The organism is Microcoleus vaginatus HSN003 (genome assembly GCF_022701255.1).
Classification (GTDB): Bacteria; Cyanobacteriota; Cyanobacteriia; order Cyanobacteriales; family Microcoleaceae; genus Microcoleus; species Microcoleus vaginatus_B.
Genome location: NZ_CP031705.1, coordinates 4,805,310 through 4,822,096 on the forward strand (window position 1 = coordinate 4,805,310; position 16,787 = coordinate 4,822,096).

Sequence of the window (16,787 nt, forward strand, 5' to 3'; positions counted from 1 at the left end):
GCGAGTTGTACTGAGCTTAGCCACTCGCTGTGCGCGGCTTGCCCGCTCACGAAGCCGAAGGTAAGTAAGTCGAAGGGACTTACAAGTGCCCCATTTCCCATTCCCTATTTTCCAGCAAACAGATGTTATCGCCCATTAAACTATTGTTAGTTGAAGATTCTCCAGTAGTTACGATCGTACTCAAACGAATTTTTGATTCCTCGCCCGAAATCAAAGTTGTAGGAACCGCTTCCAATGGGTTAGAAGCACTAGAATTAATCCCGAAACTTCACCCCGAAGTAATCTGTACAGATTTGAACATGACACCAATGAACGGATTAGAATTTACGAAAGAAGTAATGAAGAAATATCCGCTACCAATTTTAGTAATTAGTGCTTCAGTGCAAGCGAAGGATACTCAGAATGTATTTCAAGTCTTAAAGGCTGGTGCATTGGATGTTTTTCCGAAACCGATTGGCGGCTTGGTATCAGATTACGAGCGTCTAGCCAATCAATTAATAGCTAAAGTTAAAATACTCTCCGGAGTTAAAGTATTTACACGGCATCAAAAAACGATGCCCCCAGAAGATAATAATCAAATTTCAAAAATCAATCAATCACCAGTTGCTAATTACAAGTTTTCCAACGAAAATCTTAAATCTCCAACTATTAAAGTATTGGCTATAGGGGCTTCTACAGGGGGGCCGCAAGCGCTTTACTCGATTATTGCTAAGCTTCCGGCTAGTTTCCCAGTGCCTGTAATTTGCATCCAGCACATCAGTGAAGGTTTTTTGCAAGGATTAGTTGATTGGCTAGGTAAGGAATCGAAACTGCCTGTTAAGATAGCTGCTTTTGGGGAATTGCCACAAGCTGGGACTGTTTATTTCCCGCCAGAAAAACGTCATTTAGAATTGGACTCTCAAGGGCGATTTGTTTATTCAGAAGCTGGTCATGTCGCGGGACACTGCCCTTCTGTAACGGTGACATTTAAATCGGTAGCTAATTTTTATAATCGCGGGGCAGCGGGAGTTTTGCTCACAGGAATGGGTAGAGATGGTGCTGAGGGAATGTTGGCTATCGCTAAACAGGGCGGTTTGACAATCGCCCAAGACGAAGCTAGCTGCATTGTCTTCGGAATGCCCAAGGAGGCGATCGCCCTCGGTGCGGCCCAATATGTTCTACCTGTCAGTGCGATCGCTCCCTTACTGCTGGCTAAATTAAAAATTTAGGACTTACCCCGCAAATAGTGCAGAATACCCCGATCCGGGACTTGTTAAAAAAATCGGGGATAAGAGAGCGCGATCGCAACTTTTTAGTTCATTAATTACTCAATTTACTTCATTAATTACTCAAAACTGATTTTTTATTCCGATTATTTGATTTTGATAAACTTACCAATTACCTCCCGCAACTTATCAGCATCAAACGGCTTAGTTAAATACTCTGTTGCTCCTGCCAAACGCCCTTGTACCTTATCAAAGGCTCCATCTCGCGCTGTCAGCATTATGATCGGCAAATTCTGAAACTGAGGCAAACTGCGTACCGTCCGGCAGAGTTCCAATCCGTCAATACCAGGCATCGAAACATCCAGCAACAAAACAGAAATTTGTTCGTGATAAATCGTTGACAAAGCATCCACTGCATTGTCGGTTACGAGAACTCGAAACTCTTTGCTTAAGGCCTGTTTAACAAGTCCTTGCATCACGACGCTATCATCAACTGCCAAAATAGTTGGTACTTGACTGCTACTTGCAGACATATTCTTCTCCCTGTTTATTTATAGTTCTTGAAAATACAAAACATATTTCCGGCTGTTATTTTTTGAGAGTTGCCTCTACACAATAATTGTTAACCCCGTTAGAGCGTTAGTTGAAACTTTACCCCGGTTTTTTTACCTCAAACTCCAAAAAAGGGATTGGGAGAGTGGTCGATCGGCGATTACAACATTTGCAAAATGTGCATCCGGGCCCAGAAACCCTAGAAGGTCGAGTTTGAGTAACTATTGTTACAAAGTTTAACATCTTGGCAATCTTTTGTAATTCATCTCCTAACTGTAGTTAAACTCCAGGCTAAGGCACAGCTCGGTAAAGTACCCAGGTATTGTGGCACAAACGCCTGATTTAAATCTACCAGCAAGCCAGCTACCCACGATTAGACAAGTCTGTTAAAATACTATTAAACTGATAAAAAAATTCTAGGTAAGCAATAGTCATATATTTTGGAAAGCTGCTTCCTCCCAACAGAGGCTCTTAGATTTAGAGAGCCGGAGGTATTCAAAAGCATAGTCAACTGGAAGTAGAATTTATATAGTCTTAGATCTGGGGTGCTCTTACTCCGATAACTCAAAAGTTTCCAGATCAGTCAAGAGGTTAGTCTGAATTCGGCGCAAGCAACCTGCGCCGAACTTGCGCCCAGAGTCTCCCAGCACAGAATTCATAGCTTGTTTTTCAAGGGAAGTATTGGGAAGGGCGGTTGCCAGCAACTAGACGGGCAGTTACACATGATGAAAGCACCCTTGCCTCTTGGTAAAAAAGTGTTCAAGCTCCATAACATTGACTTATATCATCTTCTGGGCTCTGCTCCAGACGCTTGCTTGGACAATTTGGTCGGTTTGGCAGCTCTGATCAGCCGAACTCCTATTGCTTTCTTGAGCTTGATTGACGGTAACCGCCACTGGTTGAAATCGCAATTAGGTATCGATCGAACTTTGGCCCACTGTTACCTGAATTTTTGCGCCCGCGTGATCGACCAAACTCCCGAAGAGTTGGCAGTCGGCTTCAACTCAAACTCGGAATTTCACCGGGCAATCCCCCTGGAAAAACCGCCCGTTGCTCCCGAATCTGCGATCGAACCCCCTGCAAATTCGTTTCGGGAACCGCCCGTCGCCATTGTCGGAGATGCTTCCACAGACGTGAGATTTGGCCAGCATCCCCTAACGATTTTCTATCCCTTCGTGAAATTTTACACCGGCATCCCAGTCATGACCTCAGATGGGCAGATGCTGGGAGTGCTATCGGTCATGGACTCAGTACCGAGAGACTTGACAAAAGAAACCATAGAAGGTCTGCAAGCTTTGAGTCGGCAAGTTGCGAGTTTGGTGGAGCTGCGCTGGCAATTACTCAAAGCTCAGAAACAGTTGCCAGAGGCAGAAGATATCAGCTCCGACAGCGAGCAAATCTCCGAGTTAGTTCGTGGCTCGAACCCATCCAGCTTGTGTGCCGTACAGACGCCACAAAACTGCACGAGAATATACGCAAAAAAGCTCCCGACGCTGGAGGAAACAGGCAAATCTCAATATTCGTGGGAAACTTCAGCGAGCATCGGGCGTGCAGACGATACCAAACAAATCCGAGAAATCGTTGTCAGCTCCCGGGACACCTATGAGCGCCAATTAACGGCCCCGTCGCTAGAAGAGCGATCGCGCTTGGGAACTCTGCAAGCTAAAGTCGGTGCCGCCCTCGGACAAGGTGGGAAAATATCGCCCATCCTCAACCGCTGCACCGAGGCAATGGTAGATTACCTCGACGCCAAAGAGGCGACTATCTGGACCTTCAACCCACAGACAGAGCAGTTAGAATTGCAGGCCGATTCAGGACTCAGCACCGAAGGGTGGCAACGGGAAATAGAAGATTGGGTGCGAGCAGAACCGGGAAAACTCCAAACGGCTCCTGTCTGCCTACTGTCGAACCCGTCTCTTTGCGCCATTGCCTATCCGCTGATAGTGGAGGAGCGCCTGGTGGGAGTGCTGGCTCTGTGCAGTAGCGCTTTGGTAAGCGAGGGAGCGCTAGAAGTTCTGAGCTGCATGGCTAACGCCATAGCTGTGGCGATCGATCGCATCACGGCCCGAGAAGAATTGTTGAGCCGCCGGGAAGGCCTGCTCTTCGGCCTCGCCAGCCAGATGCGGAATTCCCTCGACCTCGACAAAATTTTAGATACGGCTGTCAACGAAATTCGCAGCTTGTTGCAGGTTGACCAGTGCTACTTTTTGTGGTATTCCATCTCGCGAGACGGGCAGCCAAGCTTTGCAATCACCCACGAGGCGGCAAATCCCGAACTGAAAGAGCGGCTTACAGAATACCCGATCGAACAAGTAACGCTGCTGGCGGAGAAAATTTGCCACCGCCAAACGCTCCGGATCGGGGACGCGGCAACAGCACTCTGCATCGAACCGCCCACGCGAGATTTTTTGACCAGTCTCGGCATTGTTTCTAACCTGCTGCTGCCACTCAAGACTCGCTCCGGTCAAATGGGTGCTGTAGTTTGTAACCATTACAGCAGCCACCGTTCCTGGGCGACGAGCGAAGTGGAATTGCTGCAAGCGGTGGTTGATCAACTGGCGATCGCGATCGACCAAGCCGAACTCTACGCCCAAACCCGGGCGGCAGCCTTAGCCGCTCAAACTCAAGCCCGCCACCTGACGGAAACTTTGCAGCAGTTGCAGCAGAAAGAAGCTCAGCTCATCCAAAACGAAAAAATGTCCTCTCTCGGTCTAATGGTCGCCGGCGTCGCCCACGAAATTAACAATCCGGTTAATTTTATTTACGGCAACTTGACTTATTGCAAGCAGTACATGAAAAATTTGCTGGATTTGCTGCACTTGTATCAAAAGCACTACCCCGATCCTTGCCCCGAAATTCTCGACAAAAACGAAGAAATCGATGTTGATTTCATGGTGCCGGATTTGCTGAAAATTTTGTCTTCAATAGAGATGGGAACTGAACGCATCCGCCAAATTGTCCTGTCTCTGCGGAACTTCGCGCGGCACGACGAAGCAGAGATGAAGCTGGTGGACATTCACGAAGGGATTGACAGCACGCTGCTGATTTTGCAGAGCCGTTTGAAGTCAAATGGGCTAATACCGGAAATTGAGGTAATTAAAGACTACGGCAACTTGCCGAAGGTAGAGTGCTATCCCGGACAGCTCAACCAAGTATTTATGAATATTTTGGCGAATGCGATCGACTCTTTGGAAAACCAGCCCTCACCCAAGACGATCAAAATCTCGACGGCGGTGGTGGCCCCCAACTCGGAGGCTGGTGAGTCAGGAAAGTCGAGCGGTCAAGTTGTGGTGATTCGGATTCAAGACAGCGGGCCGGGATTGGCCGAAAAAGCTAAATGCCACTTGTTTGACCCTTTCTTTACCACTAAACCTGTGGGCAAGGGTACGGGGCTCGGCTTGTCTATCAGCTACCAAATTGTGGTGGAAAAACACGGAGGAAGCTTGAACTGTATCTCGAAACCCGGACAGGGAGCAGATTTCAGGATTGAAATCCCGGTAGCTCGCCCCCCTGCGGTCAAAGAATAAACCGGCCGGCGATCGGTTTCAAAAAGATTTTTTAAATTTTATTGTCAAAATGCTTGACAGATTGCTGTGTTTGAATGCTAAGATAGTGAAGGTTAAGACGTTGGGGCGTCGCCAAGTGGTAAGGCAGCTGGTTTTGGTCCAGCCATTCAGAGGTTCGAATCCTTTCGCCCCAGTTAAATTGTTTCCGGTCAATCAATTGTTTAAGTGATTGTTTCTAGTCTGCCCAAAGGCGACGAGAGAAGACGCACTTCATAACTACAAACCTAACTAGGGCTTGCTCACAGGATATAAGAAACCGGGTTTCTTGCTGCGGATTTTGCCTAAAAGCGTAGATTTGTGGTCAAGAAATTGGTTTTTTTGGTCGTCAGTGCCCATTTTTGGCAGAAACTGTGGTTTTTGCGTAATATCACTTCTGAGTGCGCCGGAATTGTAAAATCGAGTCAACATTCAACACTCCTATCAAATCCGGTTGCATTGGAATGATTAAACCGCTCTTGACGCAGAGAATACAGAGGAAGAGAACAGAGAGATGAATAATTCCGATCCTACCGGATTTGATACCCACCATCCTTCAGTTTTTCGACTAACAGTCAACAGTCAACAGTCAACAGTCAACAGTCAACAGTCAACAGTCAACAGTCAACAGTCAATATCACTGCAAACTGCTGGGGCCGCGAGCATTTAGTTGATCGAAAACGTATCGGGAAATTGCCGGAAATGCTGTTTCGTCCTTGGAATAAGCCGGATCGTCTGCAAAAACAACTAAGATATAAATCGCGCGATCGTCTAAAGTTCTAACAAATGCCGCTTCGCTGCGGGAACCAGAGGTATAGCCAACTTTGGAACCAAAATAAATATTAGTTGGTAAAGATTCGCCCAGAAATCCTTGTATCGAATTGCTAGGGTCATTTTTCCAGGCCTTGGGGTCTAAGTCTCTCGTCAGCAAGTAAGCCATTTTACGGCTGGCGACAGTGGAAACGGCTTGCCTAGTATAGATTTCATATATTAATCTGGCGGCTTGGTCGGTAGTTACTTGATTGCGAATCGGCTGGGAAGGATCGCCCCGCAATTGCAAGTCGCGACCGATGGGCTGTTCTTGTTTTAAATAGTGTATGGGATAATTTTTGGTGGTTATACGAATATCATTGTATCCAGCAGATTGAAAAAATGTGTTAATTTGATTGCGCTTTTTCAGCCAGGTTTGCAACTCTTCTCCCGCGAGCCTACCCCCGGATTTTGTATCTGTGATTTTGTCTAAAAGTCGGCTGGCAGAATCGTTGTTGGAGATGCGAATCATTTGATCGAGGTCGTTTTTAAAGGCCGCTTCTCGTTGCGTAATGATGCCTTTTTCTAGGGCTGAGTAAAAGGCTGCCATCCAAAATAACTTGGCAACACTAGCGGGAAATCGGAGAGTTTGATTTTGATATCCGGCAAAGGTATGACTTTTAGGGTTGCTGACATCAAATAAGGTAATTGATAGCCGTTCTGCAGGCAATCCTTTGCTGGTTGCAATCTTCACAGCTTCATCAACAATCCCTTGCAATTCTTGAGAGTAAACGGGATTGGGAGGTGTTTTGATGTTGTAGCTAAAGGTAGGCTCGCTTTGACGAGCGGCTAAATTTTCCGAGGGTTCAATTGTCGGAGGCGAGAGTGCTTCTTGAGGCGAGACGGCCTGTTGAGCCAAGATGACTGGCGGTTCTGGGGGACGGCGAATTCTGAACGGTATTGTGACAATCCAACCGATCGCGATCGCCCCGGCAATTAAGCACAGGATGTTACGGTACTTTAAGCGAGCAAATTTCGTCCTGGCTCGACGACGGGATTGAACAGGACGCTGGCTGCTTTCGCGTCGTGGCCCGATCGGGCCTAGGGGATCGATTGGGCGTCGGGGGGGAATTGGGCGTGGGCGGCGTCGGCGTTCTACTTGCATTACAGTTTTGTGCTATCAAACTCGCACGATCAGTTTATAATAGGGCGGCATCTAAATGACAAGGGTATCGATCTAGTCCGCTGTTGCCAATTTTATCTGTCTACTAGGCTGATTGAGACTTCTAGTAATTGTAAAATTTTCAGGATAACACTGAGTTGAAGCAAAATCCTTTGAAAAACATGAGAAATTTTTGGAGTCTGGCTGTTTTGGGATTTGCGATCGTCGGCGTGAATAATTCTTTGATACCTGATGTTTGGGCATTTCAGCCTCAATCTGCTACGGGATATGTTGTTGAGCGACAAACAGCGGGACAGGGCGCGGATGTAGCGTTTTCCTTGACGGGAGAAAGCGAAAATGTGGAAGTAACAAACAAGCAAACTGTTTCCAGTTTTCCGAGTATGTTGTGGGACTTCAACAAGTTAGCGGAAATTTCCTATTCCGAATTGCTGAAGGTGCTGGCGAGAGGATCGGACTCAAATAATACGGAGAGAGAAACCGCTGCACAACCAGAAGACATAGCACGTTTTGAACAGGTTGTACAGTATGCAAAACAACAAAATTTGCACGATCGCTCGATCGGAGAAATCGTCCAGGCGATCGCCGATAATTTCCTAGGAAAGCCCTACGCCGCTGGTTTGCTGGACGAATCCGGCGAAGAAAAGTTGATTATAACTTTGAATAAATTTGATTGCGTTTTGTTTGTAGAAACGGTTTTGGCGATCGCCAGGGGCGTAGCAGTACAAGATTATGACTATCAAAATTTTGTCAATCGCATAGAACAACAGCGGTATTTAAACGGTAAAATCAACGGTTATTGCAGCAGATTGCATTATTTTTCCGAATGGATTAACGACAATCAAAAACGGCAAACAGTGGAAAATATCACCGCTGAATTAGGTGGAGTTCCCATGAATAAAACACTAAATTTCATGAGTCAGCACCGCAGCAGTTACCCGCAAATGGTTAAAGACGAAGCGACTTATCAGTGCATAGTCAGCCAAGAAGCAGACTTAGCCAAAACTACTGTTAATTACATCCCGACAAATCAGATAAAACGTGTTTATTCTCAGTTAAAACCCGGGGATATCGTAGCGGTAGCGACGGATGTTAAAGGATTGGATGTCACCCACACCGGTTTAGTCTACCGCAATGCTGACGGTAATATGGGTTTAATTCACGCTTCGCCGGCTGGGGAGGTGACAGTTGCTTACGACTTGCAGAGATATATTAGCAGAGTCGAAAGTGCGATCGGCATAGTAGTCGCTAGGGCGAAAACACCTGATTAAATTAGTTTGTACTCCTAGGGTGCGACAGCTTGCATTATTTTAGCTGAAAATTTAAAATCTCTGTGCTGACGCACCCTACAAACTCAGCCCTGGACGCCACTGGCACCTTAAAAAAGGTATGTTGTTGCGCTTGAGCGCTCTTAAAAAATGAGAATTAAATAACTTACAAATTTGATGGTTCTTGCGGGATGGGCGTCCCGCCCGTCCAGAAAGGGCGGGCGGGACGCCCACCCCACACACTTGTGTAAATTATTTAATTCGCGCTCTTAAGGTATATGAAAGAGCGCTCAAGCGCAACAACATACCTAAAAAAATCTTTAACTATTGTGACATTTGCGATCGCGAACTAAAACTTTATTGAACAATTTCGCTGCGAGATACCTTACTACTTCTAGCAGGATTTGGCGTTAATTCCGGCGGCGAAACTTGAACACTTCCCCACTCATCCACAAAGCTTTTCAGCAAAACCTCTTGCTGAGTGCGAAATGTCTCGACATTAGGCCCGCGATTCATAATCACAAACCACACTGTTTCTTGTTTTTGAGTTGGCAGGGCTCCGCCCAAAGCGCTAACATTATCCAACGTGCCAGATTTGATTACTGCTAATTGGGGAAGCGGCCGTTCTGACAGTATGCCTTTATCTTTCCCAACTACAGTTAAGACATCCGCAACTGTCATGCTGTAAGGTTGAAGATAGCGTTCTAAAGCTATAAACAACGCGCAAGCAGCCCGGGGAGAAATGCGATTTTCTTCGCTCAATCCCGAACCGTTGACGAGTTGAATTTCTGCGGGAGGAACTCCGGTTGCTGCTGCTGCTTTTTGCGCGACAGTTTTGGCGCCACCGACAGTATCCGCTAGCATATCTGCCATGAGATTGTTGCTGTACTGATTCATTTTTTTGATCAGTTCGGCAAGGGGCAAAGAATAATGTTTGACTAAAGGCTGCACGTCATTGGGAGGTGCTGACAAAACTTTTACAGTACCCTCAATTGCTATTTGGGGTTTCGGCGTATTTGGAGGCAGTGTTTGATACTGGGCGGCGGCTTCACTGGGCCAGATTTCACTGTTCAATCCTTGTTTGAGCAATTCTCCCGATTTGAGGGGCTCAAGTTCAAAGTTCATGTAAAACTTATCGACAATTATCAAACTGCCAGTGACTCGCTTGATCCCTTTTTGATTTAAGGCGTTACCGAGGGCGATCGCCTCTTCCCACACAAACAACGGATCGGCGCTTCCCTGAACAATTAAATCGCCTTTTAATACGCCGTTTTCTATTTTTCCGGTTGTACCAATTAAGGTGATAAATTGATGTTCCGGCCCGAATTGTTGCAGGGCTACCAGAGATGTTGCTACTTTGGTAAGAGAAGCGGCTGACAGAGGAACTGTACCTTGATGATTGGCTAACAAAGTATTGCCCGATTGCATCCAGATCCCTTGGTCTTCTTTGGCATAACCTTGTGCTGTTAAGCCGTTGAGATATTGCTGAATTTTGGTATTTGTGGCGGTTTCGGGATTGCTAACAGAGACTATTAAGGGCTGAGACTGACTTGGTTTAACTGGGGGCGGAGAAGATTCAGCTACCGGAGAGGGAGATGCAAGTTGAGGTGATTCAGTAGCTGTACATCCGGCAATAATTGTGAGAAGGGCGATCGAACTCGCAGCAGTCAAGTAGCGGTTTTTTAGCATTACTTTAATTTTTTTCATCAAATGTACGATCGTCTGTTCGGCACGCCCGATGGAAATTTTAGCACTAGCCAGCGCGTTGTGGAGCGTCCGCATCTGCGTTACCAGAATTGCGAACTGCTAACATTAGCTATCTTCTTCTCCATCTTCCTTCGCGTTCTTTGCGTCTTCGCGGTTCGTTAAATAGAGATTGTTTAAAGACTGCGGAACTTTATACCAATAGTCCGGAGTGTTTTTAGTTCGTAGCCTGAAACCCTCGATTTTTCGTTGGTAGCTCACATCTTGCATCATTCTCAAGAACAGGCAAGATACCTGTTCCACAACAAGTGCATTTTCTTGTGGGGTGGACAGGAGATCCCGCCCATAAAAAGCTTATGGAAAATGGTGCAAGATGTCAGTTGGTAGTTCGATTGCCGAATCGCCTTGAAATCCTTATTCTACGGTTGGCACTCAACAACTGTCCGAAGTCTTTTTATACCAGTTCCCAAAAACAATGCAACTCTAGGCAAGCTCCCAACCCTTATCTTATAAGCCATTCCCAAATCTAAAATCTAAAATCTAAAATCTAAAATCTAAAATAGTCTGATCTTCAGCGCCTGGGGCCTTCACCCCAGGCCGATCGCTCTCACAAATTTTCGATAAACTGGTTTATCCAGCCATACTCCCTATACTCAGTGGCACCATTTCGCCGTGCATCGTCAACCCTAATAACATCGGCCCGCCCGGTCGAATCAACTCTCCTGTAAGCGCGCAGCGTTCCTCCTGCTGTGCTGTGGCATTAATGCTGGCTCGAATATCCGATCGAGAAAACATCTGCCGATACTCTCCAGACTTCTGCTGCACGTAATTCCAGAGCAAATCTCGAATCAAAGCTTGATAGCCTTGATTACCCGCGAGCTCTTTAAGTCTCTCTTTGAGTTCTCTTTCGAGTCGAATGCTGGTGACTTCCATTTCGGTGGTTGAGGTTCTAGGTAGGGTATGCATAATTTTTTCTCCGTGACGGGTGGACATATGTGTAATATCAGTGTAGTATGTTTACAGCTAGATTGAAAGCCTCTTAACCACCTTCTGCCGACAGTGAAATTTCTCCCCACCTACTCCAACTATCAACTGAAGTGCGATCGCCCCACGGGTCACTCCCAGTCGTTACAGCACGTCTTTAGGACGGGTTTGGCGACTGTCGCAGCGACCTCGTGGGCGGGCTTGGGCCTAAATAAACACGGTTATAGTGGATTAGGAGAAATTGCAGAAATTAATTACAACGAGGTAGACCATGACGGTCTGCGAGTGGCACAGCCATATCGAGATACGCGAAGCGGGAGGTACAGCTAAACGACTGTACCAAGACAGGATGAAAATTTGCCTTTAGCAGTTTTTCTAGCCCCCGCTTCTAAGTAAGAGAAGCGGGGGCATTTGATTGGATATTTGAGAAATTCGATCCGCTTGGGGAACTGGGAAAAAACCAGATGTAGCCAATGCTGACGAAGCAAGCAAAATTCAAAATTCAAAATCTAAAATCCAAAATTGATGAGGAGGAGCAAGCCGTGACCGTAGTAACTGATGTATTGAGGCAATCTGTGGTGGTGTTTTCTCAGAATTACCTACCAATGAGCCGTGTCAACATCAAACGGGCGATCGTACTTTTGGTAACAGGCAAGGCTGAACCTCTCGATTTTAGCATCGGCAACGGCTGGCTGGTGCGATCGCCCAGCACCAGCATCCACGTACCCGAACAAATCCGCTTGACTTTTGGTAACAGGGAACGCCTTTGGAAAGTGCCCCCGGTCAATCGCCGGGAAGTTCTGCGCCGCGACGCTCATTCTTGCCAATACTGCGGTAGCAATCGGCATTTGACGCTGGATCACGTGATGCCTCGATCAAAGGGCGGCCCGCATACTTGGGACAACGTGGTGACTGCTTGCGAACGGTGCAATTCTCGTAAGGGCGATCGAACTCCCATAGAAGCTGGAATGACTCTGCGAACTAAGCCGAAGGCTCCTATACACCCCACTGTTGCTTTTGCCGAACTGTTTTGGCACGAATACCAAATAGGGGAATAGGGCATGGGGCATGGGCCAAACAGGTAATTGGTAATTGGTAATAGCTAATAGTTAATAGCTAATTAAGTCCTGTAATTGAAAAGGATTTTAGGTCGGAATAGCAAACTTTTCATTCCGACCTATCCGAGGCCCAATTCCCAATCCCCAATTCCCAATCCCCAATTCCCGATTACCAATTTTCAATTACCAATTTTCAACTTTCAATTCCAAATTTAGGGCTGTCAATATGCTGAAGTTGACTTACACTGAAACGGGCTTTAACCTGGAGCGTTTGGCTCAATCTCCCGAACAGTTAGTGGCGCTGCGAGTTGTGCTGGCTATGCGAGTTGGTCAAAGCATCAGCGTCGAACCGAGCACTGCGGCATTTTTGCTGCCCGCGAATTTGCCGGCGCTGTCTCTGTTGGAATCTGAGGCCCGCCGAGACGACAACGATGCGATCGAGCTTTGTGTTGCTGATGCTGAGTTTGTAGAAGTGACTCTGCGCGGTACGTGGATTTCTGGCGCGTCTGAGGGGGCTGATGGGGTGTTTGCGACTGTGTTGGGCGATCGGGCGGAGCTCTTGCTGCTCAAACTCTGGCTCGAAACTCAGGCTGCTGCGGAGGTTGTCGGGGAAGTCGGGGATTAATATCAATTCCGGTTGCACTCAGGAGAGATGACTGTTGACTGTTGACTGTTGACTGTTGACTGTTTGAACAATACCGATGCAACCGAAAACGATATAAGATCCGATGTTGAAGGAAGAAGGAAGAGGGAAGTTCGGTAACGGATGCAAGTAACGGATGTAACGGATGGAAGAAGGAAGAACGAAGAGGGAAGAAGGAAATATTTTCTTCATCTCCCACTCTCCCCCTCTCCCTCTCTCCCTCTCTCCCACTCCCCCCTCATGGCGTATAAATTATGTTGAAGTAAAGTCCCTTATCTTGCAGATTGTCGCCCCGATCGCTAATTCTCACCAAAGGAAAAGCGTAATCTACGCGCAGGTTCACCCGCTGTATTGGTTCCCAGATTACCCCTAAACCCACACCGGCTAAAAATGTCTGATTGGTTAACTTATTAGGATTGTTCGCCATGTTCCACACCGTACCCGCATCCAAAAAAGGAGCCAATTGAAGTTTGGGATTTCCCGAAGCATCGCGCTGCAAAGTAATCCGATCCTCGATCGAAACTCTGAATCCGTTATCGCCAGAACGGACATTTTGGCGGTAGCCGCGCAAAGATTGCCCGCCGCCTATTACAAATTGCTGTGAAGGCAACAAACTATTAGCTGACAACTGCAAGTCTGCCTGCAAAATTAATAAATGTTTGTCATTCAATCGCTGTACTCGCTGCACTTGACCCAGCCAACTAAAAAATTGTCCGTCTGGATCTGAACCTTCGTTTTGAGTAGCATCAAACAAGCTAGTGCCGATCGTAAATTGCGATCGCAAGGCCCAAGCACCCTGGGGGTCGCGCCGAATGTAGTCCTGTCCCAGCTTAATTGCGCTGGTAGTGGTGACACCATTGGAGTCCGGGCCGATGCCAAAAGGAAACGGCTCGCCAGCGAGAAAAGTTCTACCTGTTTGATAAGTAAAACCGGCAGACAAGGCAAATTCTTCGATCGGCGTTCTCCGCAGCGGCTGGCGGTAACTAACTTCAAATAAATGCGATTTTCCCGAAATGTCAAAACGTTTAAAATCTGCTTGTACAATACTGTTGCGATTCGGCGCTGCCCTCAATTGCAAAGTGCCGTTCATCGCATTTAGCGGCACGCGATAGCTAAAATCAAACACGTCTGAATCGCCGAGCGATCGGTAATAAGCCCCTGCCAGTTCGTCGCCATTTCCTGTTATATTGCGGTGCCGCAAACTAACTCCCAATCTTTCGGAACCGACACTGGGAGGCGAGTAATTGTCAATGCTGAAAGTAGGTTGAAATGGGTTAGCTTCCGAGACTCGGACGATCAGAATGCTCTCGCCTTCATTATCCCCAGCCCGCAGGCTGGCTTCTACATTGTCAAATAAAGGATCGACTCGCAGCAGCCGGAGTTGGTCTTCTAATGAAGCTGTGCTTAAAGGCATTCGGGCACCGAGTCGAATCCGGCTGCGGATGTAACTTGGATTCAATCTTTTAGTTCCTTCTACCTCAATTCGGGCTAGCTTGCCTTCAATCACTTGAATTTGGACTACCCCTGCGGTGATTGTTTGGGGCGGCAAGACTGCTCTCGAAGTGATGTAGCCACGATTGAGGTAAATTTCGGTAATTTTGTCGGCGATTTGTTTGAGCTGTTCTAGGGTGGTAGAACGGCCTTCTAACGGGTTGACTAAGGCATTAATTTCGTCTTGGCTTAAAATTGTGCTGCCAACTACTTGAATTTTCTGCACCTCAATTGGTGTATTCGGCAGCGTTGGGGGAACTGGCGACGGGCGCCCCGGCGCTACTGTGGGCGGTACTTGGGGAGGTTCTGGGGAAGGCTGCGGGGCCGGTTGCAGAAATCGATCGCGATTTGGATCGGGCTCCGTCGGCGGCGGTGGCAGGTTTGGAGGCAGCGAGGGTTGGTTCTGGGCTAAAACATGATTGCAATCTAGCTGGTTCTGACATTTGGGCTCGTTGTCAACGAGATTTGTTTGTTCGGGCAAGATTCCCGCACCACAAGCAGTTTCATCGATTGTGGAACAACCATCTTGGCTGTTCTCGGCGGGGTTCGATTGTGTTTCTGGTTCAGGGTTGGTCTCGATCCAATCGGGGAGTTGATTTAAGTTTGTGGCAGCTTCATCTTGCTTGGTTTCCAGTTTTTGCAGTGCTAATACTTGATTGCCCGTATCTGCTGAGTTGTCAGCGGGGACGGGCAACAGAGAAATATCGTTGGTTTGGGATATAGCTTTATTGGCATAAAAGCAAGCAATGGGGAGTCCAGTCAGAAGTGAAATCGCCAACCGAAATATTGCAATATTTGCACTCGGGCGCATAATTAATATTTTGTCTAAAATAAGTTGGTATGCTGCTTGACTCTGCCAGTTTATCATTTAGTATTGAGCGCAATTTAACAATAAAAATTTCCCCACTCCGGCTTTCAAGAGGCAAGCGAGCGATTCCGGCTTATTAGCACAAAAATTTTCATTTATTTACAACGATCGACCCCAAAACCCCGAATAGGCAAAAACCATCTGTGACGCTGCCAAATACCGCAATCGAAACCTGGTTTTTGGTACTTGCTCCAGAAGTCATACCATTTTAGATTTTAGATTTTAGATTTTAGATTTGGCAATGACTTATGGCTATCAGGGTTTGGGGTACGGGCCTAGGGTTGCATTCTTTTGTGAAACTAATGTCGAATTATTTTTTTGTGATGGGTGTTAACTCACTTGCGACTAAGGGTTCTTGGGCGATTTTGCCGAGTTCGACTGAGTTCAACACTTCTAACCACTTGAGCGCTAAACTGGCATCGCTGGGAGACTCCATACGCAATTGAGCTAGAGTTGCCAGGTACTCGTACCAGAGGCCTTGTTGGGCGAAGATGATGAGCTTGGCGCGACGATCGGGCGATCGATCCAACTCTGTTTTCACTGTTGGGACGAGTGCAGTGCGGTTGATCCACCCGGAAACGAGAACATCCTCTGTAGAGTTTTTTGGGTTGCATTTGATAGTAAAGTACCATTGATAGTTTTTGCCAACTTCCAAGGCTGGTGAGTTGCCGTCGGAGTCGAGGCGGACGCTAACGATACCAGCACGGCTAGTTACCATCCGAAAACTTTTTTTGTATAGTGTTTTGTCTCTTTCGTCTGCTAACTCAAACTGAACTGTTTTGTCGAGGGCTATGGGAAGGTAGTAGAAAAATGTCGGTGTTGCTGATATGGTTTGCCCCATAGTTGATTGGGGAATTAAGGCAGTTAAAGCAGTGGTGGCCGTGGGGCATTCTAAGCCACGGGTTCCTCCTCCTTCCCGCCTTCCGGGTACTCCGTCCTCTGGGGGTTGAAAGCTATTCCACGCGGATCTCAATTGCTGGCTGTTCGGTCTGGGCCCGCTGGGTTCAGGGGGTTGAACTGCTTGCCAGTTGAGGGGTAGCTGCGGTCGTGAGGGCCGCTGGACAATGTTTGCGGGGCTGTTGAGAGCCTCTGCTGGTATTAAAAAACTACCGGCGGCAACTGCCTCTAAAGACAGAATTAAGGAAAAAACACCGATATTTAGAGCAGACTTCAAAGCCATGACGAACCTGCCTTCTGATGAACCTAGGAACTTTATCGCACGGTTTTATTCTACCTAAGGTTTTGGCGAATCTAGTAATCTGTTGAACTTAATTTATATCTTTAGGCAGATACGATTAGTTTCGCCGTTCTGCTCAACATAGAATGCTCTGTCGCGTTTTTCAGTGGTAGCTTAGTAGTTATACTTACTTGCAGTGACGGCAGCAGGTTCGGTTGAGCTTGTTAAACCCAACTTTGACCCAGGCTAATATTCCGGGTTTTCTAACTCCGACAAGAGGCTAAAACGAATTATTTTCGTAAAAACACCAGGTTGATGCGTCAGTCCTGGATATCAGGAAACTCGGCAATTTTGCTGGTGAACCT

Annotated in this window: 12 protein-coding genes and 1 tRNA gene; 7 read left to right on the forward strand and 6 right to left on the reverse strand. The window is 47.1% G+C overall.

From position 1 onward, the window contains the following. Positions 1–122: 122 nt before the first annotated feature. Entirely contained in the window at positions 123–1,208 is a 1,086-nt protein-coding gene (gene cheB, locus D0A37_RS20895) for a chemotaxis-specific protein-glutamate methyltransferase CheB (protein ID WP_242717198.1), read from the forward strand. Between the two features lie 143 nt (positions 1,209–1,351). Here cheB and D0A37_RS20900 read toward each other — a convergent pair whose 3' ends face one another. Continuing rightward, entirely contained in the window at positions 1,352–1,738 is a 387-nt protein-coding gene (locus D0A37_RS20900) for a response regulator (protein ID WP_242717200.1), read from the reverse strand. A gap of 741 nt (positions 1,739–2,479) precedes the next feature. On the opposite strand from D0A37_RS20900, the gene D0A37_RS20905 reads away from it, so the two are divergent. Beyond that, positions 2,480–5,284: a GAF domain-containing protein gene (locus tag D0A37_RS20905; RefSeq protein ID WP_242717202.1), complete on the forward strand. Its 2,805-nt coding sequence runs from the start codon at positions 2,480–2,482 to the stop codon at positions 5,282–5,284. 101 nt (positions 5,285–5,385) lie between these two features. Continuing rightward, a tRNA-Gln gene (locus D0A37_RS20910) sits at positions 5,386–5,457 on the forward strand. 479 nt (positions 5,458–5,936) lie between these two features. Here D0A37_RS20910 and D0A37_RS20915 read toward each other — a convergent pair. Continuing rightward, the gene (locus D0A37_RS20915) at positions 5,937–7,214 is read right to left on the reverse strand and encodes a serine hydrolase (protein WP_242717205.1); all 1,278 of its coding nucleotides are present in this window, start codon (positions 7,212–7,214) and stop codon (positions 5,937–5,939) included. A 155-nt stretch (positions 7,215–7,369) separates the two neighbouring features. Between D0A37_RS20915 and D0A37_RS20920 the strand changes: the two genes are divergently transcribed. Continuing rightward, positions 7,370–8,500, forward strand: a complete 1,131-nt coding sequence (locus D0A37_RS20920; protein ID WP_242717207.1) for an N-acetylmuramoyl-L-alanine amidase-like domain-containing protein — start codon at positions 7,370–7,372, stop codon at positions 8,498–8,500. A 354-nt stretch (positions 8,501–8,854) separates the two neighbouring features. Here D0A37_RS20920 and D0A37_RS20925 read toward each other — a convergent pair whose 3' ends face one another. Beyond that, a complete protein-coding gene (locus tag D0A37_RS20925; protein WP_508632738.1) occupies positions 8,855–10,279 on the reverse strand; it encodes a D-alanyl-D-alanine carboxypeptidase in 1,425 nt (474 codons plus the stop codon). 552 nt (positions 10,280–10,831) lie between these two features. Beyond that, the gene (locus tag D0A37_RS20930) at positions 10,832–11,167 is read right to left on the reverse strand and encodes a ribbon-helix-helix domain-containing protein (protein ID WP_039886507.1); all 336 of its coding nucleotides are present in this window, start codon (positions 11,165–11,167) and stop codon (positions 10,832–10,834) included. 93 nt (positions 11,168–11,260) lie between these two features. On the opposite strand from D0A37_RS20930, the gene D0A37_RS20935 reads away from it, so the two are divergent. The 3 genes from D0A37_RS20935 (at position 11,261) to D0A37_RS20945 (ending at position 12,868) form a co-directional block, all read left to right on the forward strand. Continuing rightward, the gene (locus D0A37_RS20935; RefSeq protein ID WP_242717209.1) at positions 11,261–11,515 is read left to right on the forward strand and encodes a hypothetical protein; all 255 of its coding nucleotides are present in this window, start codon (positions 11,261–11,263) and stop codon (positions 11,513–11,515) included. Positions 11,516–11,727: 212 nt separating this feature from the next. Further along, positions 11,728–12,243 carry an HNH endonuclease gene (locus tag D0A37_RS20940; protein WP_242717210.1) on the forward strand — a complete coding sequence of 172 codons (516 nt, stop codon included), beginning with the start codon at positions 11,728–11,730 and terminating at the stop codon, positions 12,241–12,243. A gap of 226 nt (positions 12,244–12,469) precedes the next feature. Beyond that, complete coding sequence (locus D0A37_RS20945; protein ID WP_242717213.1) at positions 12,470–12,868, forward strand: alr0857 family protein; 399 nt, start codon at positions 12,470–12,472, stop codon at positions 12,866–12,868. A gap of 256 nt (positions 12,869–13,124) precedes the next feature. Here D0A37_RS20945 and D0A37_RS20950 read toward each other — a convergent pair whose 3' ends face one another. Together D0A37_RS20950 and D0A37_RS20955 are read right to left on the reverse strand one after the other, a co-directional pair. Beyond that, positions 13,125–15,245, reverse strand: coding sequence for a ShlB/FhaC/HecB family hemolysin secretion/activation protein (locus tag D0A37_RS20950; RefSeq protein ID WP_242717215.1), 2,121 nt, complete (start codon positions 15,243–15,245; stop codon positions 13,125–13,127). A gap of 310 nt (positions 15,246–15,555) precedes the next feature. Next, positions 15,556–16,425 (reverse strand): DUF928 domain-containing protein, encoded by an 870-nt coding sequence (locus tag D0A37_RS20955; protein WP_242717217.1) that lies wholly within the window; start codon positions 16,423–16,425, stop codon positions 15,556–15,558. Between the last annotated feature and the right edge of the window lie 362 nt (positions 16,426–16,787).

Coding starts and splice junctions, on each gene's coding strand:
- cheB (WP_242717198.1), top strand. CDS start 123: ATGTTATCGCCCATTAAACTATTGTTAGTTGAAGATTCTCCAGTAGTT.
- D0A37_RS20900 (WP_242717200.1), bottom strand. CDS start 1,738: ATGTCTGCAAGTAGCAGTCAAGTACCAACTATTTTGGCAGTTGATGAT.
- D0A37_RS20905 (WP_242717202.1), top strand. CDS start 2,480: ATGATGAAAGCACCCTTGCCTCTTGGTAAAAAAGTGTTCAAGCTCCAT.
- D0A37_RS20915 (WP_242717205.1), bottom strand. CDS start 7,214: ATGCAAGTAGAACGCCGACGCCGCCCACGCCCAATTCCCCCCCGACGC.
- D0A37_RS20925 (WP_508632738.1), bottom strand. CDS start 10,279: ATGCGGACGCTCCACAACGCGCTGGCTAGTGCTAAAATTTCCATCGGG.
- D0A37_RS20930 (WP_039886507.1), bottom strand. CDS start 11,167: ATGCATACCCTACCTAGAACCTCAACCACCGAAATGGAAGTCACCAGC.
- D0A37_RS20945 (WP_242717213.1), top strand. CDS start 12,470: ATGCTGAAGTTGACTTACACTGAAACGGGCTTTAACCTGGAGCGTTTG.
- D0A37_RS20950 (WP_242717215.1), bottom strand. CDS start 15,245: ATGATAAACTGGCAGAGTCAAGCAGCATACCAACTTATTTTAGACAAA.
- D0A37_RS20955 (WP_242717217.1), bottom strand. CDS start 16,425: ATGGCTTTGAAGTCTGCTCTAAATATCGGTGTTTTTTCCTTAATTCTG.